The organism is Streptomyces sp. 5K101, assembly GCF_046506645.1.
In the GTDB taxonomy this organism is placed as follows: domain Bacteria; phylum Actinomycetota; class Actinomycetes; order Streptomycetales; family Streptomycetaceae; genus Streptomyces.
Window position 1 is genome coordinate 340,979 of the sequence record NZ_JBKFFO010000001.1, and the last position, 24,611, is coordinate 365,589.

Annotated in this window: 23 protein-coding genes, 1 pseudogene and 1 riboswitch; of the genes and pseudogenes, 12 read left to right on the forward strand and 12 right to left on the reverse strand. The window is 72.1% G+C overall.

What is annotated here, in order from left to right; genetic code table 11:
• Positions 1–3: 3 nt before the first annotated feature.
• Positions 4–1,242, reverse strand: coding sequence for an NAD(P)/FAD-dependent oxidoreductase (locus ACLB9X_RS01505; RefSeq protein WP_410358330.1), 1,239 nt, complete (start codon positions 1,240–1,242; stop codon positions 4–6).
• Positions 1,243–1,251: 9 nt separating this feature from the next.
• Positions 1,252–1,612: pseudogene (locus ACLB9X_RS01510) on the reverse strand (hypothetical protein).
• An 83-nt stretch (positions 1,613–1,695) separates the two neighbouring features.
• Positions 1,696–1,808: riboswitch (TPP riboswitch) on the forward strand.
• Here ACLB9X_RS01510 and thiO point away from each other — a divergent pair.
• The 6 genes from thiO (at position 1,806) to ACLB9X_RS01540 (ending at position 8,157) form a co-directional block, all read left to right on the forward strand.
• On the forward strand, positions 1,806–2,984 hold the full coding sequence (gene thiO / locus ACLB9X_RS01515) for a glycine oxidase ThiO (protein ID WP_410358331.1): 1,179 nt from the start codon (positions 1,806–1,808) through the stop codon (positions 2,982–2,984). (Overlaps the previous riboswitch by 3 nt.)
• Positions 2,981–3,181: a sulfur carrier protein ThiS gene (thiS, locus tag ACLB9X_RS01520; RefSeq protein ID WP_410358332.1), complete on the forward strand. Its 201-nt coding sequence runs from the start codon at positions 2,981–2,983 to the stop codon at positions 3,179–3,181. Before thiO ends, thiS begins: the two co-directional genes overlap by 4 nt.
• Before the next feature lie 5 nt (positions 3,182–3,186).
• Complete coding sequence (locus tag ACLB9X_RS01525) at positions 3,187–3,981, forward strand: thiazole synthase (protein ID WP_410358333.1); 795 nt, start codon at positions 3,187–3,189, stop codon at positions 3,979–3,981.
• 788 nt (positions 3,982–4,769) lie between these two features.
• Positions 4,770–6,701 carry a Stk1 family PASTA domain-containing Ser/Thr kinase gene (gene pknB / locus ACLB9X_RS01530; RefSeq protein WP_410358334.1) on the forward strand — a complete coding sequence of 644 codons (1,932 nt, stop codon included), beginning with the start codon at positions 4,770–4,772 and terminating at the stop codon, positions 6,699–6,701.
• Positions 6,702–6,706: 5 nt separating this feature from the next.
• Entirely contained in the window at positions 6,707–7,555 is an 849-nt protein-coding gene (locus ACLB9X_RS01535) for a deoxyribonuclease IV (RefSeq protein WP_410358335.1), read from the forward strand.
• A 74-nt stretch (positions 7,556–7,629) separates the two neighbouring features.
• The gene (locus ACLB9X_RS01540) at positions 7,630–8,157 is read left to right on the forward strand and encodes a DUF4396 domain-containing protein (RefSeq protein ID WP_410358336.1); all 528 of its coding nucleotides are present in this window, start codon (positions 7,630–7,632) and stop codon (positions 8,155–8,157) included.
• A gap of 33 nt (positions 8,158–8,190) precedes the next feature.
• Here the strand turns inward: ACLB9X_RS01540 and ACLB9X_RS01545 are convergent, their stop codons facing one another.
• On the reverse strand, positions 8,191–8,823 hold the full coding sequence (locus ACLB9X_RS01545; RefSeq protein ID WP_410358337.1) for a sulfite oxidase-like oxidoreductase: 633 nt from the start codon (positions 8,821–8,823) through the stop codon (positions 8,191–8,193).
• 153 nt (positions 8,824–8,976) lie between these two features.
• Here ACLB9X_RS01545 and bfr point away from each other — a divergent pair, with 153 nt between their 5' ends.
• Positions 8,977–9,456 (forward strand): bacterioferritin, encoded by a 480-nt coding sequence (gene bfr / locus ACLB9X_RS01550; RefSeq protein WP_410358338.1) that lies wholly within the window; start codon positions 8,977–8,979, stop codon positions 9,454–9,456.
• A gap of 40 nt (positions 9,457–9,496) precedes the next feature.
• On the opposite strand, the gene ACLB9X_RS01555 is transcribed toward bfr, so the two are convergent.
• Positions 9,497–9,754 (reverse strand): bacterioferritin-associated ferredoxin, encoded by a 258-nt coding sequence (locus ACLB9X_RS01555; RefSeq protein WP_410358339.1) that lies wholly within the window; start codon positions 9,752–9,754, stop codon positions 9,497–9,499.
• A 164-nt stretch (positions 9,755–9,918) separates the two neighbouring features.
• Entirely contained in the window at positions 9,919–11,271 is a 1,353-nt protein-coding gene (locus ACLB9X_RS01560) for a class II 3-deoxy-7-phosphoheptulonate synthase (RefSeq protein WP_410358340.1), read from the reverse strand.
• A 161-nt stretch (positions 11,272–11,432) separates the two neighbouring features.
• Between ACLB9X_RS01560 and ACLB9X_RS01565 the strand changes: the two genes are divergently transcribed.
• The 3 genes from ACLB9X_RS01565 (at position 11,433) to ACLB9X_RS01575 (ending at position 16,351) form a co-directional block, all read left to right on the forward strand.
• Entirely contained in the window at positions 11,433–14,213 is a 2,781-nt protein-coding gene (locus ACLB9X_RS01565) for an N-acetylmuramoyl-L-alanine amidase (RefSeq protein ID WP_410358341.1), read from the forward strand.
• A 99-nt stretch (positions 14,214–14,312) separates the two neighbouring features.
• On the forward strand, positions 14,313–14,372 hold the full coding sequence (locus ACLB9X_RS01570) for a trp operon leader peptide (RefSeq protein ID WP_177152834.1): 60 nt from the start codon (positions 14,313–14,315) through the stop codon (positions 14,370–14,372).
• Positions 14,373–14,470: 98 nt separating this feature from the next.
• The gene (locus ACLB9X_RS01575; protein ID WP_410358342.1) at positions 14,471–16,351 is read left to right on the forward strand and encodes an anthranilate synthase family protein; all 1,881 of its coding nucleotides are present in this window, start codon (positions 14,471–14,473) and stop codon (positions 16,349–16,351) included.
• A gap of 212 nt (positions 16,352–16,563) precedes the next feature.
• On the opposite strand, the gene ACLB9X_RS01580 is transcribed toward ACLB9X_RS01575, so the two are convergent.
• From ACLB9X_RS01580 to ACLB9X_RS01595, 4 genes are all read right to left on the reverse strand, one after another.
• Positions 16,564–17,592: a 6-phosphofructokinase gene (locus ACLB9X_RS01580; RefSeq protein WP_410358343.1), complete on the reverse strand. Its 1,029-nt coding sequence runs from the start codon at positions 17,590–17,592 to the stop codon at positions 16,564–16,566.
• Positions 17,593–17,748: 156 nt separating this feature from the next.
• The gene (locus ACLB9X_RS01585) at positions 17,749–18,423 is read right to left on the reverse strand and encodes a response regulator (RefSeq protein WP_410358344.1); all 675 of its coding nucleotides are present in this window, start codon (positions 18,421–18,423) and stop codon (positions 17,749–17,751) included.
• On the reverse strand, positions 18,420–19,670 hold the full coding sequence (gene macS / locus ACLB9X_RS01590; protein WP_410358604.1) for a MacS family sensor histidine kinase: 1,251 nt from the start codon (positions 19,668–19,670) through the stop codon (positions 18,420–18,422). Before macS ends, ACLB9X_RS01585 begins: the two co-directional genes overlap by 4 nt.
• A 42-nt stretch (positions 19,671–19,712) precedes the next feature.
• The gene (locus ACLB9X_RS01595; protein WP_410358345.1) at positions 19,713–20,465 is read right to left on the reverse strand and encodes a lysophospholipid acyltransferase family protein; all 753 of its coding nucleotides are present in this window, start codon (positions 20,463–20,465) and stop codon (positions 19,713–19,715) included.
• Positions 20,466–20,658: 193 nt separating this feature from the next.
• On the opposite strand from ACLB9X_RS01595, the gene ACLB9X_RS01600 reads away from it, so the two are divergent.
• Both ACLB9X_RS01600 and ACLB9X_RS01605 read left to right on the forward strand, forming a co-directional pair.
• On the forward strand, positions 20,659–21,465 hold the full coding sequence (locus ACLB9X_RS01600) for an alpha/beta hydrolase (RefSeq protein WP_410358346.1): 807 nt from the start codon (positions 20,659–20,661) through the stop codon (positions 21,463–21,465).
• The gene (locus ACLB9X_RS01605) at positions 21,458–22,018 is read left to right on the forward strand and encodes a hypothetical protein (RefSeq protein WP_410358347.1); all 561 of its coding nucleotides are present in this window, start codon (positions 21,458–21,460) and stop codon (positions 22,016–22,018) included. The genes ACLB9X_RS01600 and ACLB9X_RS01605 overlap by 8 nt, the downstream gene beginning before the upstream one ends.
• A gap of 297 nt (positions 22,019–22,315) precedes the next feature.
• Here the strand turns inward: ACLB9X_RS01605 and ACLB9X_RS01610 are convergent, their stop codons facing one another.
• The 3 genes from ACLB9X_RS01610 to ACLB9X_RS01620 all read right to left on the reverse strand — a co-directional run bounded on the left by ACLB9X_RS01610 (position 22,316) and on the right by ACLB9X_RS01620 (position 24,605).
• Complete coding sequence (locus ACLB9X_RS01610) at positions 22,316–23,080, reverse strand: endonuclease/exonuclease/phosphatase family protein (RefSeq protein WP_410358348.1); 765 nt, start codon at positions 23,078–23,080, stop codon at positions 22,316–22,318.
• A gap of 68 nt (positions 23,081–23,148) precedes the next feature.
• The gene (locus tag ACLB9X_RS01615; RefSeq protein ID WP_410358349.1) at positions 23,149–24,090 is read right to left on the reverse strand and encodes an ROK family glucokinase; all 942 of its coding nucleotides are present in this window, start codon (positions 24,088–24,090) and stop codon (positions 23,149–23,151) included.
• A 65-nt stretch (positions 24,091–24,155) separates the two neighbouring features.
• On the reverse strand, positions 24,156–24,605 hold the full coding sequence (locus ACLB9X_RS01620) for a DUF5304 domain-containing protein (protein ID WP_410358350.1): 450 nt from the start codon (positions 24,603–24,605) through the stop codon (positions 24,156–24,158).
• Positions 24,606–24,611: the final 6 nt, after the last annotated feature.

The window sequence follows — 24,611 nt, forward strand, 5'->3', positions numbered from 1 at the left end:
CGCCTACGCGGTCGCCCCCTTCAGGGGGACGGACGGGTCGGCGGCCCGGCCCGGGTCCAGTCGCGCGCCGGACGCGATGAGCCTGCGGCCCTGGGCCAGGTCACGCGGCCGGTCGACGGCGAGCAGCGCGACCAGCCGGCCCTCGCGCAGCCACAGCACCGACCAGCCGGCGCCTGCGGCCGGGTCGCCCCGCCACAGCAGCGTGTCGCCCGCCGGATGGTGGCCCGCGTACTGCACGAAACGGCCGAACTGCTCCGACCAGAAGTACGGCACCGGGTCGTACACCTGCGGCTCCGGGGCGGCCCCGAGGATGTTCGCCGCGACCGTGCGCGGCCCCTGCAGCGCGTTGTCCCAGTGGTGGACGAGCAGCCGGGTGCCGTAGCGGCCCGAGGGGTAGGAGGCGCAGTCACCCACGGCGTACACGTCGGGCGCGGAGGTGCGCAGGTGCCGGTCTGCGACGACGGCGCCGTCCGGGCCGAGCTCGATGCCGCTGCCGGCGAGGGCGGCGGTCGCGGGCCGGGCGCCGATGCCGACGACGACGGCGCCGGCCGCGATCCTGCGCCCCGATCCGGCCAGCACGACCGTGCCCGGCTCGACGGCGGCCACCCGCTCGCCGGTGAGCAGCTCGGCGCCCGCCTCGGCGTACCAGCGGGCCATGGGCGCCGCGACCTCGGCGGGCAGGGAGCCGGCCAGCGGACGGTCGGCCGCCTCGACGACGGTCACCGCGCAGCCCGCCTCGCGCGCGGCGGTCGCGAACTCCGCGCCGATCCAGCCCGCCCCGACGACGACGATGTCGTGCCGGCGCGCGAGCACGGGCCGGAGCCGTTCGGCGTCGTCGAGCGTCCGAAGCAGATGGACGCCCGGGACGCCGGTGGCTCCGGGCAGGGCGACGGGTTCGGCTCCGGTGGCGAGGACGAGGGCGTCGTACGGGACGGGGCCGGCGGCGGTGTCCACCTCGTGCGCCCCCGGGCGTACGCCGGTCACCTCGCAGCCGAGCCGCAGGTCGACGTCGAGCGCGTCGAAGTCGATGTCGAACGCGGAGCCCTCCGCCGTGCCCAGGAGGATCGCCTTGGAGAGCGGCGGCCGGTCGTACGGCTGGTGCGGCTCGGCGCCGATGAGGGTCACCGGTCCGGTGAAGCCCTGTTCCCGCAGGGCGACCGCGGTCTGCACCCCGGCCATGCCCGCGCCGACCACGACGACCCGTCGCACGTCCCCCGCCTGTTCCCGCGTGTGCTCGCTCACCCGGCCACCTTAAGCTTCTGACGAACCATCAGGCAGCAGCCGCTCGACGACGCTGGTCCCGCTGCCCTCCTGCGACTCCCACTCCCAGGTCTCCTCCAGGCGCACGCGCCCGTCTGGCAGTTCGACGACGGTGGACAGGCAGTGGCCGGTGGACGTCCCGCCGTCGGTCTTCAACTGGACATAACGGAAGTCCAGCCGGTCGCCCTCGCGGGTGCCGACGAGGTGGCCGCGCACCACGTCGCCGCCCGCGTACTCGGCCCAGATCCGCCCTTGCTCCTCGTGGTACAGGAACCGGGTACGGGGTGCCGACCTGGCCCGGGGCCTGGTCGGCCACCGGCGCGAGCACCAGTCCGTCGAGCGATGTCGCCACTGCCTCCACCCTCCTGCGCACCCGCGCCGGGGGACGGCGGCTCCCTTACTGCGCGCCTGGGCGTGGGGTTAGGGTGGCCACCGTAAGGCACTCGCGGGAGCCCGGACGCACCGGGCTGAGAGGGAGGCTGGCCGGCCTCCGACCGTACGAACCTGATCCGGGTCATGCCGGCGAAGGGAGGGGCTGGACGCCCATGTCTCGTACACCAGACGCACCCGACGTCCTCGTCGTCGGGGGCGGGATCATCGGCCTGGTCACGGCCTGGCGCGCGGCGCAGCGCGGGCTGCGCGTGGCCGTCGCCGATCCGGAGCCCGGCGGCGGGGCCGCACGGGTCGCGGCCGGCATGCTGGCCGCCGTCACCGAACTCCACTACGGCGAGCAGACGCTGCTCGGCCTGAACCTCGAATCGGCCCGCCGCTACCCGGCGTTCGCCGCCGAACTGGAGGAGGCGAGCGGGCGGTCGGTCGGCTACCGCGCGTGCGGCACCCTCGCCGTCGCCCTCGACGCCGACGACCGCGCGCACCTGCGGGAACTGCACGCCCTGCAACGCCGTTCGGGCCTGGAGTCGGAGTGGCTCACCGGTCGCGAGTGCCGCCGCCTGGAGCCCATGCTGGCGCCGGGGGTCCGCGGCGGTCTGCGGGTCGACGGGGACCACCAGGTCGATCCGCGACGGCTCGCCTCGGCGCTGGTCGTCGCCTGCGAGCGTGCCGGGGTCGACTTCCGCCGCGCCTGGGCGGAGCGGCTGCTGATCGTGCGCGACCGCGCCGCGGGCGCGGTCCTCGACGACGGGACGGAGGTCGCCGCCGGCCAGGTGGTGCTGGCGGGCGGCAGCCTGAGCGGCCGCCTCGGCGGGGTGCCGGACGACGTGCTGCCTCCCGTACGGCCGGTGAAGGGCCAGGTCCTGCGGCTGACGGTGCCGGGTGCGTACGCGCCGTTCCTGTCCCGCACCGTGCGCGCGGTGGTACGCGGCAGCCACGTGTATCTCGTGCCGCGTCAGAACGGCGAGCTGGTGGTCGGCGCGACCACCGAGGAACTGGGCTGGGACACGACCGTCACCGCCGGCGGCGTGTACGAACTGCTGCGGGACGCGCACGAGCTGGTGCCCGGCATCACCGAACTGCCGCTGACCGAGACGCGCGCCGGGCTGCGGCCCGGCTCCCCGGACAACGCGCCGGTGCTGGGATTCACCGAACTGCCGGGGCTGTTGCTCGCGACCGGCCACTACCGCAACGGGGTGCTGCTCACGCCCGTGACCGGCGATGTGCTCGCCGACGCGCTCACCAGCGGTCAACTGCCGGAGCTGGCATGTCCGTTCAGCCCCCACCGGTTTTTTCCGGCCGCCGTACGCGTACGACAGGAGCAGCCCGCATGAACGTCTCCGTCAACGGCGAGACCCGCGAGCTCGCCGACCGCACCACGCTGGACACCGTGGTGGCGGCCCTCACTACGGCCCCCTCCGGGGTGGCCGCCGCCGTCAACGAGGCCGTCGTCCCGCGCAGCCAGTGGGCGGGCACCCGGCTCGGCGACGGCGACCGGGTCGAGATCCTCACCGCCGTGCAGGGAGGCTGACCGCCATGGCCGACGACCGTCTCACCATCGGCGGCACCGCGTTCACCTCGCGGCTGATCATGGGTACGGGCGGGGCGCCCAGCCTCGACGTCCTGGAGCGCTCGCTGCTCGCGAGCGGCACGGAACTCACCACGGTCGCGATGCGGCGTCTCGACCCGACCGTGCAGGGGTCGGTTCTGTCCGTCCTGACCACGCTGGGCATCCAGGTCCTGCCGAACACAGCCGGCTGTTTCACCGCCGGCGAGGCCGTCCTGACGGCACGGCTCGCGCGGGAGGCGCTGGGCACGGACTGGATCAAGCTGGAGGTCGTCGCGGACGAGCGCACACTGCTGCCGGACGGCGTGGCGCTGCTGGAGGCGGCCGAGACGCTGGTCGACGACGGTTTCACGGTCCTGCCGTACACCAACGACGACCCGGTGCTGGCGCGGAAGCTGGAGGACGTGGGGTGCGCGGCGATCATGCCGCTGGGCTCACCGATCGGGTCCGGCCTCGGCATCCGCAACCCGCACAACTTCCAGCTGATCGTCGAGCAGGCGGGCGTACCGGTGATCCTGGACGCGGGCGCGGGCACGGCGTCGGACGCGGCGCTGGCGATGGAACTGGGGTGCGCGGCGGTGATGCTGGCGTCGGCGGTGACGCGGGCGCAGGAGCCGGTGCTGATGGCGGAGGCGATGCGGCACGCGGTGGAGGCGGGCCGCCTGGCGTACCGGGCGGGGCGCATACCCCGCCGCCACTTCGCGGAGGCATCGTCGCCGACGGAGGGCCGCGCGTCGCTGGACCCGGAGCGGCCGGCGTTCTGAGGGCGTGGGGTGCGGGTGCGGTGCGGGAGCCGCTGCGCGGGTATGTCCCCCACCCCGCCCCTTCCCGAACTGGGGGCAAGCCCCCAGACCCCTGACGCCCTTCGGGCGTTACGGGGCTCCGCCCCGGACCCCGCGCCTCAAACGCCGGCGGGGCTTGTTTTCGCTCCGCGAAACCAGCCGCCGGGCACCCACGCAGGCCGCCGGGCCAAGGCACGCCCGACCGCCGGCCGCAGAGCCACTGCACACGGGCCTGCCAGGTCTGGCCCACTCCGGGCCGCCTACCCCGCGCGCACGGCCGCCAGCCGTACAGCCAGCGCGGGGACGGCGGTCAGGCCGTACAGGCAGTGCGGGCACGGGCGCCAGGCCACACGGGCCTGGAAGGCTGGCTCCTATGCGGGCCGCGCACCCGCACGGCCACCAGGCCATGCGGGCCGTGGAGGCCCTGGCCGACTGCGGGCCGCGTACCCCGCGCGCACGGCCGCCAGGCCGTACAACCAGTGCGCGCACAGCCGCCAGGCCACACCGGCCGCCCTGAAGGCCTGGCCCACTCCGGGCCACGTACCCCGCGCGCACGGCCGCCAGGCCGCAGAGCCGGTGCGGGCACGGCCGTCAGGCCGTACAGGCAGTGCGGGCACCGTCAGGCCGGGCGGGGGCCTGGGGGACCGCCCCCAGTTCGGGAAGGGGCGGGGAGGGCAAAGTCACCGCAGGCGCACGACAACCGTCACAGCCCCGCTGCAAGCGCATCCGCGCCGGGCAGAGCGCGCCCGCCCGCCTCGTAGAATCGCCGGGTGGACACGACCCTCTCAGACCCCCTCGTCGGGCACGTGCTCGACGGCCGCTATCGCGTCGACGCGCGTATCGCCGTCGGTGGCATGGCCACGGTCTACCGGGCCGTCGACACCCGGCTCGACCGGGTCCTCGCCCTCAAGGTGATGCACCCCGATCTCGCCACCGACGCGACGTTCGTGGAGCGGTTCATCCGCGAGGCCAAGTCCGTGGCCCGGCTGGCGCACCCCAACGTCGTCGGGGTCTTCGACCAGGGCGCGGAGGGCGCGTACGTCTATCTGGCGATGGAGTACGTCGCCGGGTGCACCCTGCGCGACGTCCTGCGCGAGCGCGGCGCGCTCCAGCCGCGGGCCGCGCTCGACATCCTGGAGCCCGTGCTCGCCGCGCTCGGCGCCGCGCACCGGGCCGGGTTCGTGCACCGGGACATGAAGCCGGAGAACGTGCTGATCGGGGACGACGGCCGGGTCAAGGTCGCCGACTTCGGGCTGGTTCGCGCGGTCGGCTCGGTCACCAACACCTCCGGCACCGTGCTGGGCACCGTGTCGTATCTCGCGCCCGAGCAGATCGAGTACGGCACGGCCGACACCCGCGCCGACGTGTACGCGTGCGGTGTCGTGCTGTACGAGATGCTCACGGGCGGCAAGCCGCACTCCGGCGACACCCCCGCCCAGGTGCTCTACCAGCACCTGAACGAGGACGTCCCCGCTCCCTCCGCCCGCGTGCCCGGCCTCGCCGCCGAGCTCGACGAACTCGTCGCGAGCGCGACCGCCCGCAACCCCGACATCCGCCCGCACGACGCGGTCACGCTCCTGGCACAGGCCCGCCAGGCGCGTGCCGCCCTCCGTGACGAGCAGCTGGACGCGGTGCCGCCGCAGGCCAGCAGCGCGGACGCCCCCGCGGCCACCGCCTCGGACGACGCCCCCACGGACGTGATCGTCCGCGCGCTGCCCCGCGAGGAGCCCGCGGTCCACCACACCGCGCGGCTGACCGTGCCGCCGCCCTCCGCACGCGGGCCGGAGAGGCCCGGTCCCGCCCGGGGCTCGCTCGCCCGCCGCGGCGTGCTCTCCCTGATCCTGGCCGTCGTCGCGGTCCTCGGCACCGGGGCGGGCGTCTGGTACATCAACTCCGGCCAGTTCACCCGGGTCCCGGCGCTGATCGGCAAGACGGAGCAGGACGCCCGTCGGCAGCTCGACCGCGCCGGTCTCGAGGCCGGTGCGGTCCGCCACGACTTCAGCGAGACGGTTCCCCGCGGCTCGGTGATCAACAGCGATCCCGCCGCCGGCGAGCGGATCCGCGGCAACGGCTCGGTGACGCTGATCGTCTCGCGCGGCCCGAAGATCGTGAAGGTGCCGGCGGTCGTCGGCAGGCCGCTCGCCGAGGCGGAGCGCGAGCTGCGCGAGGTGGGCCTGGCGCCGGGTGTGGTGACCAGGGAGTTCGACGACAGCGTGCCCCAGGGCTCGGTGATCAGCACCGATCCGGAGCCGGGCAGCAGCCGCAGCCCGGACACCGCGGTGTCGCTCGTGGTCAGCAAGGGCGCGCCGATCGACGTCCCGGACGTCACCGGGGACTCCGTGGCGGACGCCACCGCCGAGCTCGAGGAGGCCGGCCTCAAGGTGAAGGTGGCCGCCAAGCGGATCAACTCGCCGCACGAGGCGGGTGCGGTCGCGCGGCAGTCCGCGCCGGAGGGCACACGGCTCGCCGCCGGTGACACGATCATGCTCACGGTGTCCAAGGGACCGCGGATGATCGAGGTTCCGGACGTGGTGGGCGACAGCGTCGACGACGCCACCGCGGATCTGGAGGCGGCGGGCTTCGTGGTGGAGGTGCAGAAGAACTTCCCGTTCCTCGGCGAGACGGTCGAGAGCCAGTCGGTGGCGGGCGGCGATGAGGCCCCGGAGGGCAGCACGATCACCATCAAGATCAAGGGACTCTAGTGCTCATGCGCAACCCCGTCGGCGGCCACGTCCCCGTGGCCGGCGGCCTGGCCACGACCGGCCTGGCCTACGCGCGGGAACTGGAGGCGGAGGCCGTGCAGGTCTTCGTCGCCAATCCGCGGGGCTGGGCCACACCCGTCGGGAACCCCGCGCAGGACGAGAAGTTCCGCGCGGAGTGCGCCGCGGACGGGCTCTCGGCGTGGGTGCACGCCCCCTATCTGATCAATTTCGGCTCGCACACCGAGGCCACCGTCGAGCAGTCGGTGATCTCGCTGCGTCACTCGCTGCGCCGGGCGCGGCAGATCGGCGCTCCGGGTGTGGTCGTACACACGGGTTCGGCGACGGGGGGCCGCAGCCGTGAGGTGGCCCTGGCGCAGGTGCGGGAACGGATGCTGCCGCTGCTGGACGAGCTGACGCACGAGGACGACCCGTACCTGCTGCTGGAGTCCACGGCGGGCCAGGGCTCGTCGCTCTGCTACCTGGCCTCGGACTTCGGTCCGTACTTCGAGGCGCTCGACGCACACCCGAGGCTCGGTATCTGCCTGGACACCTGCCACATCTTCGCGGCGGGGCACGATCTGGCCGCGCCGCAGGGTGTGGCGCGGACACTGGACGAACTCGTGGCGACGGTCGGGGAGGGCCGGCTGAAGCTGATCCACGCCAACGATTCGAAGGATGTGGTGGGGGCACACAAGGACCGTCACGCGAACATTGGCGCGGGACACATAGGCGAGGAGCCGTTCCGCGAACTCATGGCCCATCCGGCCACCGAGGGCGTGCCGCTGATCATCGAGACCCCGGGCGGCAAGGAGGGGCACGCGGCGGACGTGGCGCTGCTGAAGAAGCTTCGCTGACGGTTCTCCGGCGAGCGGCGATTCCCGAACGGTCCCCCGGTTGGGCCATTGAGGAATACCCCAGGGGCATCGCCATGCAGCACGAGACGCACGCGCAGCACACAGGGCACGACCACGCGGGCCACCACGGGCACGACCACGCTCATGCCCACCACGGCGGCGGCCGGGTCAGCTGGTCCATGGCGGCCAAGGCCACGCTGCACTGCCTCACCGGATGCGCCATCGGCGAGGTCCTCGGCATGATCATCGGTACGGCCCTGGGCTGGGGCAACGCCCCCACCATGGCGCTGGCCATCGTCCTGGCGTTCTTCTTCGGCTACTCGCTCACCCTGTGGGCGGTCGTGCGCGCCGGCGTGAGCCTGAAGACCGCGATCGGCGTGGCGCTGGCCGCCGACACGCTGTCCATCACCGTCATGGAGATCGTCGACAACGGCGTCCTGCTGCTGGTGCCCGGCGCGATGGACGCCCATCTGGCGGACGGACTGTTCTGGGGCGCGCTCGCCTTCGCGTTCCTGGCCGCCTTCCTGGTCACGACGCCCGCGAACAAGTGGATGATCGGCCGCGGCAAGGGACACGCGGTGGTCCACCAGTACCACCACTAGCGCGGGTGGCGGCGGCGTCGGGCGGCCCGGGGTTCAGAACTCCGGGCCGTCTCCCGGTTCCTCCTGGTAGGAGTAGCGCTGCTCCTTCCAGGGGTCGCCGACGTTGTGATAGCCGCGCTCCTCCCAAAAGCCGCGGCGGTCGGCGGTCATGTACTCGACGCCACGGACCCACTTGGGTCCCTTCCAGGCGTACAGGTGCGGCACGACGAGCCGCAGCGGGAAGCCGTGCTCGGCGGTGAGCAGCTCACCGTCCTTGTGCGTGGCGAAGATCGTGCGTTCCGCGACGAAGTCCGACAGGCGCAGATTCGCGCTGAAGCCGTACTCGGCCCAGACCATGACATGGGTGACGGCGGGCGCCGGCGGGGCGAGCTCCACGATCGTCCGGGCGGACACACCACCCCATTCGGCCGCCAGCATGCTGAACTTCGTCACGCAGTGCAGATCGCCGACGACGGTGGAGAACGGCAGCGCCGAGAACTCCTCGTGGTTCCAGCAGCGCTTGTCGCCGTCCGCGGTGGCGCCGAAGACCCTGAACTCCCAGCGGTCCGGCTTGAACTTGGGGACGGGGCCGTAGTGGGTGACCGGCCAGCCGCGCTGCAGTCGCTGTCCCGGCGGAAGCTCGGACTCCTCTGGTGCGCGGTATTCCCGGCTCTCCGGCTGACCCATGCTCCAATGGTGACAGACCGGGAGGGGTGGTCATGACCAGGTCTGGACCGATTCGGGCAACTCATACTAAGGAGGCACTTACTGGACGACCCCCTGCCACGGTGCAAGGATGCGCGCACCTGCCCAGTCACACGCGCGGAAGGAGCCTCTGCGATGCAGGGCGACCCCGAGGTCATCGAGTTCCTCAATGAGCAGCTGACTGCCGAATTGACCGCGATCAACCAGTACTTCCTGCATGCCAAGATGCAGGAGAACTTCGGCTGGACGAAGCTCGCCAAGTACACCCGCGCCGAGTCCTTCGACGAGATGAAGCACGCCGAGGTCCTCACCGACCGGATCCTCTTCCTGGAGGGCCTGCCGAACTACCAGCGGCTGTTCCACGTACGGATCGGGCAGTCGGTCACCGAGATGTTCCAGGCCGACCGGCAGATCGAGGTCGAGGCGATCGACCGCCTCAGGCGGGGCATCGAGGTCATGCGCGCCAAGGGCGACATCACCTCGGCGAACATCTTCGAGTCGATCCTCGCGGACGAGGAGCACCACATCGACTACCTCGACACCCAGCTGGAGCTCGTCGAGAAGCTCGGTGAGGCGCTCTACATCGCGCAGGTGATCGAGCAGCCGGACAGCTGAGCCGCGCTCCGCGCACACCCCGCGCGAGGGTCCGGCGGGCTCAGGCCGCCTCGTCGAGGGCGAGCGGGGCCCCGGACTCCGGATCGGCGGCCAGCGCGGCGACGCTGTCGCCGTTCTCCAGCAGTTCGCGGCGGGGGCACGCCCCGCGGCCGAGCAGCCCCTGGATACGGCGCACGCACGAACCGCAGTCCGTCCCTGCCTTGGACACGGACGCGATCTGGCGGGGGGTGCAGGCACCGGCCTCCGCGTGTTCCTTGACCTGCTTCTCCGTGATGCCGAAGCACGAGCAGACGTACACGCGGTTCACCTCCCGGGAGATCGAGCGGGGTCGATAAGGCGCCGTCCCGATTGATCGGTGAGGCTAACCTAACCTTACCCGGCGCCTCCGGGTCGCAAAAGCCCGGGATACGACGGTGGGGCGCGGATCACATCGATCCGCGCCCCACCGTCGTCGGGCCGTCACTACTGGTCGCGGTACATCTCCGCCACCAAGAACGCCAGATCCAGGGACTGGCTGCGGTTGAGCCGCGGGTCACACGCCGTCTCGTAGCGCTGGTGCAGGTCGTCGACGAAGATCTCGTCGCCGCCGCCCACGCACTCGGTGACGTCGTCACCGGTGAGCTCGACGTGGATGCCGCCCGGGTGGGTGCCGAGCGCCTTGTGGACCTCGAAGAAGCCCTTGACCTCGTCGAGCACGTCGTCGAAGCGGCGGGTCTTGTGACCGGAGGCGGCCTCGAAGGTGTTGCCGTGCATCGGGTCGGTCACCCAGGCCACGGTCGCGCCCGACGCGGTCACCTTCTCGACCAGCTCGGGGAGTTTGTCGCGGACCTTGTCGGCGCCCATGCGGACGATGAACGTCAGCCGGCCGGGCTCGCGCTCCGGGTCCAGGCGGTCGATGTACGTCAGCGCCTCGTCGACCGTCGTCGTCGGGCCGAGCTTGATGCCGATCGGGTTGCGGATCCTCGACGCGAACTCGATGTGCGCCCCGTCCAGCTGGCGGGTGCGCTCGCCGATCCAGACCATGTGGCCGGACGTGTCGTACAGCCGGCCCGTCCGGGAGTCGACCCTGGTCAGCGCCGACTCGTAGTCCAGCAGCAGCGCCTCGTGGGAGGCGTAGAACTCGACCGTGCGGAACTCCGCCGGGTCGGTGCCACAGGCCTTCATGAAGTTCAGCGCGTTGTCGATCTCGCGGGCGAGCTGCTCGTAGCGCTGGCCCGACGGCGACGACTTCACGAAGTCCTGGTTCCAGGCGTGCACCTGGCGCAGGTCGGCGTAGCCGCCGGTGGTGAAGGCGCGCACCAGGTTCAGCGTCGACGCGGACGCCTGGTACATGCGCTTGAGCCGCTCCGGGTCCGGGACCCGGGCCGCCTCGGTGAAGTCGAAGCCGTTGACCGAGTCGCCCCGGTAGGTCGGCAGCGTCACGCCGTCGCGGGTCTCGGTCGGCTTGGAGCGCGGCTTGGAGTACTGCCCGGCGATCCGGCCGACCTTGACGACCGGCACGGAGGCGGCGTACGTCAGCACGGCGCCCATCTGGAGCAGCGTCTTGAGCTTGTTACGGATGTGGTCGGCGGACACGGCGTCGAAGGCCTCGGCGCAGTCGCCACCCTGAAGCAGGAACGCCTCGCCCTTGGCGACGGCTCCCATCCGGGCGCGCAGCTGGTCGCACTCGCCCGCGAAGACGAGCGGCGGATACGACTCGAGGTCCGCGATCACATCGCGCAGAGCCTCGGCATCGGGGTACTCGGGCTGCTGCGCCGCGGGCAGGTTTCGCCAGGTGTTGCCACCGGTTGCGGTGGTCTTAGCGTTCACGGTCACATGCACCACATTACGGGGTTCACGTACCTGTCCGGCCCGATGCCCAGTGGCTGAGACGCCCGTCCGAAATGTCCGTCGGGGACGTGGATGTGATCGAGTGGTGTTACCCTGCGGCCCGCGTTCGAAACGGAACGCACAACAAAACACATCAGGGGTGGGGCGTGAGCCAAGGGCACCGCAGGGATCGCAAGAAGAGACGGCTCTTTTACGGTGCGGCGGCCGCTGTCGTCGCGACCGCCACGATCGGCACGGTCGCGGTGGCGTCGCCCGATCTCGTCGGGCTGAGTGACGGCAAGGGCACCCGGAGCGCGTCGCTCCAGGACCAGTTCGCGGAAGCGGCCCGCGAGTTCGACGTTCCCCAGAGCGTGCTGATGGCGGTCTCGTACCGGCAGACGCGCTGGGAGTCGCACCGCGGCGAGCCGAGCGTCACCGGCGCGTACAACGTGATGGGTCTGACCAGCGTGCAGCCGGAGGACGTCGAGCAGCACGAGGACAAGGAGCGCTTGGCGCACCTGAACGCGAGCGGCAACCCGGAGATCGAGAAGACCTTCGACGCCGCCAAGGCGCTGGCGGCCCTGCCGAAGGAGACGGTCGACACCGACGACCCCCGTCTGCACACGCTGGACGAGGCCGCCGAGCTGATCGACAGCTCCGAGGAGTCCGTGAAGACGGACCCGGGCACGAGCATCCGCGCGGGTGCCGCGCTGCTCGCCGAGTACCAGAAGGAAGCCACGGGCGACCTGCCCGAGGAGGCCGACCAGTGGTACGCGGCCGTGGCGCGCTACAGCCAGTCGCCCGACAAGAAGGGCGCCAACCTTTTCGCGAAGCGCGTCTTCGAGTCGATCCGGAAGGGTGAGCACAGGCTCACGGCGGACGGCGAGCAGGTCACGCTGCCGGCCGACCCGACCGTGAACCCGGTCAAGCCGTCGAAGCTGCCGTTGGCGACGACCGTCAGCACGACGGCGACTCCGACGCCGGAGTGCCCGACCAACCTGGACTGCAACTACATCCCGGCCGAGGTTCCGAGCACCGGCCAGCGCAACTACACGCTGGCGAACCGCCCGGCCAACGGCTTCGACGTCCGCCGGATCGTCGTCCACGACACCGAGGGCAGCTACCAGGGCACCATCGCCGCCTTCCAGAGCTCCACGGCACGGGGCAGCGCGCACTACCTGATCCGCGCCTCGGACGGTCTGGTCACCCAGATGGTCGAGAACAAGAACATCGCCTGGCACGCGGGCAACTGGACCGCGAACATGCACGACATCGGCATCGAGCACGAGGGCTACGCCATCAAGGCGGGCAGCTGGTACACCGAGCCCCAGTACGAGTCCTCCGCGACCCTGGTGAAGTTCCTGGCGGCCAAGTACGGCATCCCGCTCGACCGTGAGCACATCATCGGCCACGACGAGGTTCCGGGACAGCTGGACGCCAAGGTCGCGGGCATGCACTGGGACGCCGGTCCGTACTGGGACTGGAACCACTACATGTCGCTGATCGGCGCCCCCACCGGTGCCGGCGGCGCGGGCGGCCCGCTCAAGGCCGGGCAGCTGGTCCGCGTGGTGCCGCCCTTCACCACGGCGAACCAGCCCACGCTGACCTACGGCGGCGCGTCCAAGCCCGTCGACCCCCGCCCGTCGAACTTCCTCTACCTCTACACGCAGCCGTCCACCTCGTCGGCCACGATCACCGACCCCTACTTCCCCACGTACCTCTGGTCCGAGGGACCGAACTGGGGCAACAAGGTCGTCGCCGGCGGCACCTACGTCGTCGCCGAGGCCCGCAACGACTGGACGGCGATCTGGTACGCGGGGAAGAAGGCGTGGTTCCGGAACCCGGGCGGCCAGTACACCGCGCCCGTCACCGGTGGCACGCTCGTGAAGCCCGTGACCGGAGCGAAGCTGTACGGGCGGTCCTTCCCGGAGGCGTCGGCCTACGAGGGCACCGGGCAGTCCGCCCCGACGGACAACCCCAACTACCTGTCGAAGTACACGGTTGCGACCGGTCAGGCCTACGCGAAGGCCGGTGACGCCGTCCTCGGGGACGACTACTTCGGTTCCGCCCAGGTCCGGGTCGAAGGCAAGACGGACGTCTACATCCCGATCCGCTACAACCACCGCCTGGCCTGGGTGAAGTCGACCGAGGTCAGCGAGGCCACGCCCACCGCTCCCGACGCCGGCACCACCCGCTTCAACGTGCTGGGCCGTGACTCCGGCGGCTCGCTGTACCAGTACCAGGGCACCGGCAGCACCTCGCCGCCCTTCTACGCCCGCTACCGGATCGGCGGCGGCTGGCAGGGCTACAACGCGATCACCGACCTCGGGCCGCTCCGCGCCGACGGCACCGGTGACATGGTCGCCAGGGACAGCTCCGGTTACCTCTGGTACTACAAGGGCAGCGGCAACAAGAACCAGCCCTTCCAGGCCCGTATCAAGGTGGGACCCGGCTGGAACATGTTCAACATGCTCGTCGGGTCGCAGGACCTCGACGGTGACACCATCAGCGACATGGTGGCCCGTGAGCCCTCCGGCGCCCTGTGGTTCTACAAGGGCACCGGCACGCCGTCCGCTCCCTTCGCCCCTCGCACCAAGGTGGGCGACGGCTGGCAGACCTACAGCCTGCTCATCGCCACCGGCGACCTGAACATGGACGGCAAGGCCGACGCGGTCGGCCGGGACAAGTCCGGTTACCTGTGGTTCTACAAGGGCACGGGCAACGCGGCCGCTCCGTTCGCGGCACGCGTCAAGGTCGGCGGCGGCTGGAACATGTTCAACACGCTCAACGCCACCGGGGACTTGAACAAGGACGGCATCGCCGACATGGTGGGCCGTGAGCCCTCCGGCGCCCTGTGGTTCTACCGGGGCACCGGCGACCCGGCCGCTCCGTTCGCCGCCCGTTCGGCGGTCGGCAACGGCTGGCAGATCTACAACCTGCTGGTCTGACCCGTCCGGCATCCGCAGGCACCCCGCCCGCGGCGTTGCGGCCGTCCTCATCGTGGGACGTGCCGCGGCGCCGCGGGCGGATGCGTTAGGGTCGGCGTCATGTTCGCGCAGCAGATCCAGAACTGGTGGTGGACCGCACATCGGCGGCCCACCTCCTGATCGCGCGCAGCACCGGATCGAGAAGGCCGCCCGAGGGGCGGCCTTCGGCATTTGCGGACCAGCGGCCGTTCCTCTCCCACCCGGAAGGAACACCCCGCATGACCGACCGCCTCATCAGCCGGCTCCTGGACGACGACTGCCCGCCGTTCGCCCTGCTGCACCGCCGTACGCCCGGACGTGACCACGGCGCCGTCGAGGTGCTGATCGGGGACGTCCACGACGTCGAGCGCCTCGCCGCTCTCCCCGCCGGCGAGCGCCCCGCACTCGCGCTGGTCCCCTTCCGGCAGATCGCGGAGCGCGGCTTCGGCGTACGCGACGACGGGACGCCACTCGCGGTGCTGGTCGCCGACGAGAGCCACGAGCTCGCGCTGGACGAGGTCCTCGCGGCGCTCCCCGTGCACTCCGTACGGGTCGAGGGCGGAGCCTTCGACGTCGGCGACGACGAGTACGCCGCCATCGTGCGCCGCGTGATCGAGGACGAGATCGGGCAGGGCGAGGGCGCGAACTTCGTGATCCGCCGCACCTTCACCGGCCGGATCCCCGACTTCTCGCGCGCCGACGCCCTGGCCCTGTTCCGGCGTCTGCTGGCCGGCGAGCGGGGCGCGTACTGGACGTTCGTCGTCCACACCGGCTCCCGGACCCTGGTGGGCGCGAGCCCCGAGGTGCATGTGCGGATGAGTGGCGGCACGGTCGTGATGAACCCGATCAGCGGCACGTTCCGGTATCCGCCCGAGGGCCCGAGCGCCGAGGCGCTGCTCGGCTTCCTCGACGACCGCAAGGAGCGCGAGGAGCTGTCGATGGTCGTCGACGAGGAGTTGAAGATGATGTGCACCGTCGGCGACATGGGCGGTGTGGTCGTGGGTCCGCGGCTCAAGGAGATGGCGCATCTCGCCCATACCGAGTACGAGTTGCGGGGGCGTTCGTCCCTCGATGTGCGCGAGGTGCTGAAGGAGACGATGTTCGCGGCGACGGTCACCGGTTCGCCGGTGCAGAACGCGTGCCGGGTCATCGAGCGCCACGAGGTGGGCGGCCGCGGGTACTACGCCGGCGCGCTGGCGCTGATCGGCCGGGACGCGACGGGCGCGCAGACCCTCGACTCGCCGATCCTGATCCGCACCGCCGACATCGACGCGGAGGGGGCCCTGCGGGTCCCGGTCGGGGCCACGCTGGTGCGGCATTCGGACCCGTTGGGCGAGGTGGCCGAGACGCACGCCAAGGCGGCGGCCGTGCTGGCGGCCCTGGGGGCGGTGCCGGGGCGCGCCGAGGCGCCGGCCGCGCGGCCCCGGCTCGCCGACGATCCGCGCGTACGGGCGGCGCTGGACGCGCGGCGGGCGGACCTGGCGCCGTTCTGGCTGCGGATGCAGAAGCAGAGCGCGCGGCTGTCCGGGCATGCCCTGGTCGTCGACGGCGAGGACACGTTCACGTCGATGCTGGCGCATCTGCTGCGTTCGTCGGGCCTCGAGGTGTCGGTGCGCCGGTACGACGAGCCGGGGCTGCGGGAGCGGGTGGCGGGTCACCGGGGGCCGGTGGTGCTGGGGCCGGGCCCCGGTGATCCCGCCGACCCGGACGACCCGAAGATGCGGCTGCTGCGGGGGCTCGCCGCCGACCTGCTGCGCGGGCACCACCGGCACGGGGTGCTGGGGGTGTGCCTCGGGCACGAGCTGATGGCCGCGGAGCTGGGCCTGGACATCGTCCGCAGGGACGAGCCGTACCAGGGTGCTCAGGAGCGGATCGACTTCTTCGGACGGGCTGAGACGGTCGGCTTCTACAACAGCTTCACCGCGCGCTGCGACGAGGCGACGGCGGCGCGGCTGGCCACGAACGGGATCGAGCTGAGCCGGGACGCAACGAGCGGGGACATCCACGCGCTGCGCGGCCCCGGCTTCGCGGGCCTGCAGTTCCATCCGGAGTCGGTGCTCACGGTGAACGGAGCGGCGCTGACGGCGTCGCTGCTGGCGGACGTGCTCGTCCCGGGCTGACGGCCGGATGCCGGGGCGGACGGACCGTCCGTGGGCTGTCCGCGGGAACGAGGACGGTCCGCCCCGGCCGCGGCCGGTCGGCGGGCGCCGCCGGAGCGGAACCGCGCGAGCGGTTCCTGACGGCGGAGCCGAGCACGCCCGCTGGTCCGGCCGACGGCCGGGGCCGGGCACGTCCCCGGTGTGGACCCGCGCCACGCGGGACCCCACGGGGCTCAGCCGAAGAAGACGCCGACCTCCTGGTAGAGCGCCGGGTCGACCGTCTTGAGCCTGGCGGTCGCGTCGGCGATCGGCACTCGCACGATGTCGGTGCCGCGCAGCGCGACCATCTTCCCGAAGTCCCCGTCCCGCACCGCGTCGACGGCGTGCAGCCCGAACCGGGTGGCGAGCCAGCGGTCGAAGGCGCTCGGGGTGCCGCCGCGCTGGACGTGGCCGAGGACCGTGGTCCGGGCCTCCTTGCCCGTACGGGCCTCGATCTCCTTCGCCAGCCACTCCCCCACGCCGGAGAGCCGGACATGGCCGAAGGAGTCGAGCGAGCCGTCCTTGAGGACCGCGTCGCCGTCCTTGGGCATGGCTCCCTCGGCGACGACCACGATGGGGGCGTAGCTGGCCCGGAAGCGGGACGTCACCCAGGCGCAGACCTGGTCGACGTCGAAGCGCTGCTCGGGGATGAGGATGACGTTCGCCCCGCCCGCGAGACCGGAGTGCAGGGCGATCCAGCCCGCGTGCCGGCCCATCACCTCGACGACGAGGACGCGCATGTGGGACTCGGCGGTGGTGTGCAGCCGGTCGATGGCCTCGGTGGCGATGCCGACGGCCGTGTCGAACCCGAAGGTGTAGTCGGTGGCGGACAGGTCGTTGTCGATGGTCTTGGGCACGCCGACGCACTTGACGCCGTACTCCTCGTACAGACGTGCCGCGACGCCCAGCGTGTCCTCGCCGCCGATCGCGACGAGCGCGTCGACCTCGTGCTTGGCGAGGTTCTCCTTGATGCGGCGGATGCCCGACTCTTCCTTGAGCGGGTTGGTGCGTGAAGAGCCGAGGATGGTGCCGCCCCGGGGCAGGATGCCCCGGACGGCCGGGATGTCGAGCGGGACGAGGTCGCCGTCGAGCGGTCCGCGCCAGCCGTCGCGGTAGCCGACGAACTCGTACGCGTACTCCTGGACGCCCTTGCGGACGAGGCCGCGGATGACCGCGTTGAGGCCGGGGCAGTCGCCGCCTCCGGTCAGTACTCCGACGCGCATGGAACTTCCCTTCGCCTGGGATGGGCCCTAGGACCGTCACGCTAATGGTGATCCAGGTCACTCAGGGATGGGGCGAACGGTCAATTCCTCTGTGTCTCGGGGAAGTTGCGTACGTGTCTTCACTCGTACGGGTAACGCGGCGGGGGTGACGCTGACTCAGGCGTCGTCGAGACCCGCCTCGATCGCGTACCGCACCAGCTCCACGCGGTTGTGCAACTGGAGCTTGCCGAGGGTGTTCTGCACGTGGTTCTGCACGGTGCGGTGCGAGATGACGAGGCGTTCGGCGATCTGCTTGTACGACAGCCCCTTGGCGACCAGCCGCAGCACTTCGGTCTCCCGGTCGGTCAGCTGCGGGGCCTTGGGGGCGTCGGCGCCCGGTGAGGGGGCGGGCTCGGAGGCGAGGCGGCGGTACTCGCCGAGCACGAGACCGGCGAGTCCCGGTGTGAAGACGGGGTCGCCCGCTGCGGTGCGGCCCACGGCGTCGGTCAGCTCCTCGGTGCTCGCCGACTTCAGCAGGTAGCCGGTGGCGCCGGACTTGACCGCCTCGAGGACGTCGGCGTGCTCACCGCTCGCGGACAGCACCAGCACGCGCAGCCCGGGCAGGGCCGCGACGAGCTCCTTGCACACCTGCACGCCGGGCAGTTCGGGCAGGTTGAGGTCGAGGACGAGGACGTCGGGGGCGGCGGCCTTCGCGCGGCGTACGGCCTGTGCTCCGTCCCCGGCCGTGGCGACCACGTCGAACCCGGCCGCCGCCAGGTCGCGCGCGACCGCGTCCCGCCACATCGGATGGTCGTCGACGACCATCACCTTGATCGGCTGCGCTCCGGTCATTTCTCCGCCTTCCCCCGTGGGATTCTCAACTCGACTTCGGTGCCCTGTCCCGGGACCGACACCAGCTCGGCCGTCCCGCCCAGATCCCGCAGCCGGCCGCGGATGGACAGGGCCACTCCCATCCGCCCCTCCCCCTCGGCCTGCGCGAGCCGGCCCTCGGGGATGCCGAGGCCGTCGTCCCGGACCGTGACGATCACCTCGTCCGGCCAGTCCTCGACCAGGATCCACGCCTGGGCGTCCGGGCCGGCGTGCCGGCGCACATTGTCCAGAGCGGCGCCGGCGGCGGCCGCGACCTCCGCCGCCGCGCGGGCGGGAAGCAGCACCGGGGCGCCCGGCTCCGACAGCGTCACGCGGGAGGTCACGAAGGCGGCGAGCAGCGTCCGCACGTCGTACGGCGCGTCCGGGTCCTGGTCCTCAGCGAGACGGCCGGCCAGGGCGGTGCGGGCACCCGGCACCGTATCGTCCGCCGGTCCGGCACCGGCCTGCGGCGGAGCCCCGTCCGCCACGGAACGAGGCGTCGGCAGCAGCCCGCCCGCCACCAGGCTGCGCAGCGCGACCTCCTGCTCGCCCGCCATCCGGCCCAGCTCCGCGGCCTCGCCGCCGAGCGCGGTGCCGCGCCGCTGCACCATCGCCAGCACCTGCAGCACGCTGTCGTGGATGTCGCGTGCCAGCCGCTCCCGCTCCCGGGTCGCGGCCTCGATCTCCAGGGCGCGGGCGAGGGTGCGCTCGGAGGCGCGGGCCACCTCGACGACGTAGCCGATGGCGATGGAGGCGACCCAGACGAGCAGCACGTTGTGGAAGGTGTCCCGGCTGGGTTCCCCGCGCTCGATGATGTTGGCGACGGCGACCAGCGAGGAGGCGAAACCGGCCCAGCGCCAGCCGCCCTTGATGGCGAAGGCGAGGACGGAGCCCGCCGTCCATATCGACGGCAGCGTGGGCCCGTCCTGCGTCTGGGCCTGGGCGTCGGCCAGCGGCGTGAGCAGGATGCCGGTCAGCGCGACGGTGAGATCCGCGATCAGGAAACCACGCGTGCAGCGGGCCGCGTTGGACACCTTGGGCAGCGTGGCGAGGGTCCAGACGACCATCACGGCGAGGAAGCCGACCGCGACGGCGGGGCGTTCGAACTTGTCCTGCTGGAAGACGAACAGCAGCACGGCATAGACCATCGTCAGGACGCGGTACCCGGCCAGCGCACGCCACAGCGGCAGCTCCACTGACATCCGTACGACGCGCTCGCGCCCGGCCAACTCCCCCACCCCCACTGCACCCCTGAAGCCGTGCCCGGCCGGCTAGGCAGCCGGACGCCGCGCCTTCTTCGCCTTCTCCGCCTCCGCCCGGGCGGCCTTCTCGGCCTTCTCCGCGTCGGCGATCTGCCGCTTGGCGGCCGTCGCGTAGATGTCGACGTACTCCTGGCCGGACAGCTTCATGATCTCGTACATGACCTCGTCGGTCACCGAGCGCAGGATGAAGCGGTCGCCCTCCATGCCGCGGTACCGGCCGAAGTCCAGCGGCCTCCCGATCCGGATGCCCGGACGCATCAGCTTGGGCACGATCTTGCCGGGCGGCTGGATCTTCTCCGTGTCGATCATCGCGACGGGGATCACGGGAGCACCGGTCGCCAGCGCCACGCGCGCGAGTCCGCCGGGCTTGCCGCGGTAGAGCCGACCGTCCGGGGAGCGGGTGCCCTCCGGGTAGATGCCGAACAGACCGCCGGACTCGATGACCTCGATCCCGGCCTTGATCGCCGCCTCGCCCGCGCCGCGGGCGCCGGAGCGGTCCACGGGGAGCTGGCCCACGCCCTTGAAGAAGGCGGCCGTCAGCCTGCCCTTGACGCCGGGCGAGGTGAAGTACTCCGCCTTGGCGATGAAGGTGACCTTGCGGTCGAGCACGGCGGGGAGGAAGAACGAGTCCGAGAAGGACAGGTGGTTGCTCGCGAGGATCGCGGGGCCCTCGGCCGGAATGTTCTCCAGGCCCTCCACCCAGGGCCTGAAGGCGAGCTTCAGCGATCCCCCGATGGAGAACTTCATGGCGCCGTAGATCAACTCGAAATCCTCCCGTGTGCTCTCGAACAGACCTTATCCCGTGGTGGCCCGGCGCCCCGCCGTTCCGGTGCCGGTCGCATGGTGACGGCCCTGGTCGGTGTCGGTCCGGTCGCGTACCGTGAAGTACATCCTTCGGGCCTCACACGCGCCCCTCGTCCATCTCACGTGCACACCTCACGAACAGGAGACCCTGGTGCCGGTCCTTCCTGGAGCCGAGCCTTTCCGCCACGAAGGCGGCGAGGTCGGCGTCCTCCTCTGTCACGGATTCACCGGTTGCCCGCAGTCGCTGCGTCCCTGGGCCGAGTACCTGGCGGAGCGCGGGCTCACGGTGTCGCTGCCGCTGCTGCCGGGGCACGGCACGCGCTGGCAGGACATGCAGGTGACCGGCTGGCAGGACTGGTACGCGGAGGTGGACCGCGAGCTGCGCTCCCTGGTGGAGCGGTGCGGCAGCGTCTTCGTCTTCGGCCTCTCCATGGGCGGCGCGCTCACCCTGCGCCTCGCCGCCAAGCACGGGGACGCGGTGCGGGGCGTCGCGCTGGTCAACCCGGCCAACAAGGTGCACGGCGCGATGGCGTCGGTGCTGCCCTTGGTGCGCCACCTGGTGCCGTCCACGAAGGGTCTGACCAACGACATCGCGAAGCCGGGCGTGCAGGAGGTGGGGTACGACCGGGTGCCGCTGCACGCCGCGCACTCGGTGCGGCAGTTCTTCCGGCTCGTGGACGGCGAGCTGCCGCAGGTCACCCAGCCGCTGCTGCTGATGCACAGCCCCGAGGACCATGTGGTGCCGGCCGCGGACTCGGCACGGATCCTGAGCCGCGTCTCGTCGACGGACGTCACGGAGATCCTGCTGGAACAGAGCTACCACGTGGCGACGTTGGACCATGATGCGGAGCGGATCTTCGAGGAGAGTCACGCGTTCATCGGCCGGCTCGCTCCGGAGGCCGGGACGACGGGGTCCCCCGCGACGGAGTCCCTGGGAGGGAGCACGACCGGTGGCTGAGCAGCACGATGCGGACCGCGAGCCGCAGCCGATCGACGAGGAAGCCGCGTGGGCGGCCATCGTCGCGGGGTACGGCGAGGAGCCGGCGGACCCTCCGGGCGCCAAGCCCTTCAAGTCCGTCGAGGACCTGGCCGACCTGGAGGGCAAGGTGAACGAGCCGCGCTCGTCCGAGCCCCCCGAGGATCCTGCCGACGACAGGCCCGCGCTCGGCAGCTCGATCACGTTCGCGCCGGGGGTCGGGGGCGGGCCCCGTGACTACCAGGTCACCGAGCCGAGCGACGACGACTTCGACGAGACCGACGAGGGCCACTTCGTCCCGCCGGAGCCGCCGCCGCTGCCGGAGGCGGATGTCACGGCGAAGTTCGCGTGGCTGGCGGTGGTGGGCGGCCCGGTCCTGATGCTGGTCGCGGTCCTGCTGCGGTGGGACATGACGTGGTGGCTGACGACGCTGTGCATCGGGGGCTTTCTGGGCGGGTTCGCGACGTTGGTGGCACGGATGTCGTCTGGCGACGACGACGATTCGGACGACCCGGGGCGGGGCGCGGTGGTGTAACCGGGCTCGGCCCGGGCCCGGGGGGCGCCTCCGGCGGTGGTTTCCCCTACCCGCCCCTTCCCGAAAACCGGGCTCCGCCCGGACCCGGTACCGCGCTTCGCGCGGTGTCCTCAATCTCCCCCTACGGCCTGGCGGCCGTGGGTGGGGGTCCCCCCGGCGAAGCCAGGGGGAGTGCCCCCAGACAGGCTCCTTTGGAGCCCCGCCGGCGATTGAGGCGCGGGCCCGGGGGCGGAGCCCCCGGTTCGGGAAGGGGCGCGGAGGGGACAAGCCCGCGCAGCGGCCCCAGGCGACGCCCCCCTACCCGCCCGCCGGCACCCGCAGCGCCGCCAGGACCGGCAGGTGGTCCGAGGCGAGACACAGGTCCGCGTCCGTCACACCCCGCAGACCCCGCGGGACACCGCACCCCAGCACCTCCACCCCCCGCGTCGCGAAGACCGCGTCGATCCGCTGGTGCGGATCCGCCGGCGTCGACGTGTGTTCGTCGCCCCACGGGCGCACCGCCCAGCAGTCCTGCAGCGCGCCGGCGAGGCGCGCGAAGCTCCGGCCGCCGGGGCGTTCGTTGATGTCGCCCGCGGCGACCGCGTGCGGCGTGCCCATCCCGGCCAGCCGGTCCAGCAGCATCCCCGCCTGGTCGTAGCGCTCGTCCTGCTGCAGGCTCAGGTGGCAGCTGACCACCCCCAGCCGCGCCCCCGCGAACCGGACGACCGCCGTGGCGAAGCCGCGCCGGTGCAGGCCCCGGGTCAGCGGCAGCAGGACGTCCTCGGTGCGTTCCACGGTGGCCCGCAGCGAGCAGAGCAGCAGCGGCCCGGCGGCCGTCGCGCCGCCGGACAGCATCACGAGATCCGTCGTGGCGGCGAGCCGCGCCGCGTGCTTGCGCCAGCGGAAGAAGCGCGGAGCTTCCTGGACGAAGACGAGGTCCGGCTCGCAGGCGCGGATGACCCGGGCCAGTGCCTCCTCGTCGTCGCGCATCGACCGGATGTTGTAGCTCAGCACCCGGATCACGGCCGAACCGTCCGGTTCGGTACGGGACTTGGGAAGGTCGGGCAGCATGCTGATGGCCATGTGGATCACGATACGACGGTGCCCGCCGCAGTCCTGCGAGGACGCGACGGGCACCTGGCCGTACGGGCTCAGCCCTGGCGAGCCAGGTCGGCCGCGCCCACGAGGCCCGCCTTTCCGCCCAGTTGGGCGGCGAGGACCTGGGCGTGCGGACGCCACTGGCCGCCGATGAGCCAGCGGCGGAAGGACTTGCGGATCGGGTCGAGCACCAGGTCGCCCTCGTCCGAGACACCGCCGCCCACGATGAACGCGGACGGGTCGAACAGCGAGGCCAGGTCGGCCAGGCCCGCACCCGCCCAGCGCGCCAGCTCGCGGAAGGAGTCGATGGCGACCGGGCAGCCCTGCCGGGCGGCCTGGCTGATGTGCTTGCCCTCGATGCCCTCGATCGTGCCGTCGCCGAGGCCGAGCAGGACGGTCGCGTTCTCCGGGGTGGCGTTGGCCCGCTGCTTCGCGTAGCGCACGAGGGCGCGGCCCGATGCGTACTGCTCCCAGCAGCCCTGGCTGCCGCAGCCGCACAGCAGACCGTCGGGGACGACGCGGATGTGGCCGAACTCCGCGGCGACGCCGAAGCGCCCGCGGCGCAGCTTGTTGCCGATGATGATGCCGCCGCCGAGGCCGGTGCCGAGGGTGATGCAGATGACGTCCTCGTGGCCCTGGCCGGCGCCGAAGCGGTACTCGCCCCAGGCCGCCGCGTTGGCGTCGTTCTCGACGACGACCGGGAGGCCGACGCGCTGTTCGACCTTGTCCTTCAACGGTTCGTGGCGCCAGTCGATGTTGGGCGCGAACAGGACGGTGGCGCGCTTGTCGTCGACGTATCCCGCCGCACCGATGCCGACGGCCTCGATGTCGTGCCCCTGGCCGGCTCCCGCGACGGCCGTGCAGATCGCGTCGACGATGCCCTCGGGAGTCGACGGGGTGGGCACGGTGTGCGTTTCGAGAATGGTGCCCGCTTCGTCGACCACGCCCGCCGCGATCTTCGTGCCGCCGATGTCGACGCCGATGGTGAGTCCCATGTGTCCCTCAGTATTCGGTCGAGCCCCGCTACGGCCAACGGTACCCGAGGGCGGGCACGCCCTGGTCAGTCCAGGTCGATGTGCTCGCTCGGTCCGGGGCCGTCGTCGCGGGGGTCGTCGCTGTCCTTGGCGGTGTGGGAGCGCTGGGTCCAGCGGCGCTCCTGGTTCTCCACGGCCGAGCGGTAGGCGGCGAGCAGCTCGCCCCCGGCGGCCGCGAGGTGGTCGAAGACCTGCGGGTTTCGCTCGATGACGGGCTCGACGGCGGCCTTCGCCTGGTTCACGAACTGCTGTACGGCGTTCTGTGCGGCCATGCCGGGCAGCGACGACTGGAAGGCGGTGACCTTGTCGGCGACGACGTCGAAGAGCTTGCGGAGCTCCTCGGCGGCGGAGCCGGGCGGCGTCGACCCGTACTGCGCGCGGCGGCGGGCCTGCTCGGCCTTGAGGTCCTCCTCGCACGCCGTGGCCCAGGCGTCTGCGTCGGCGTCGGTGCGCGGACGCTCGGTGGCATCGCTCATGGCGTA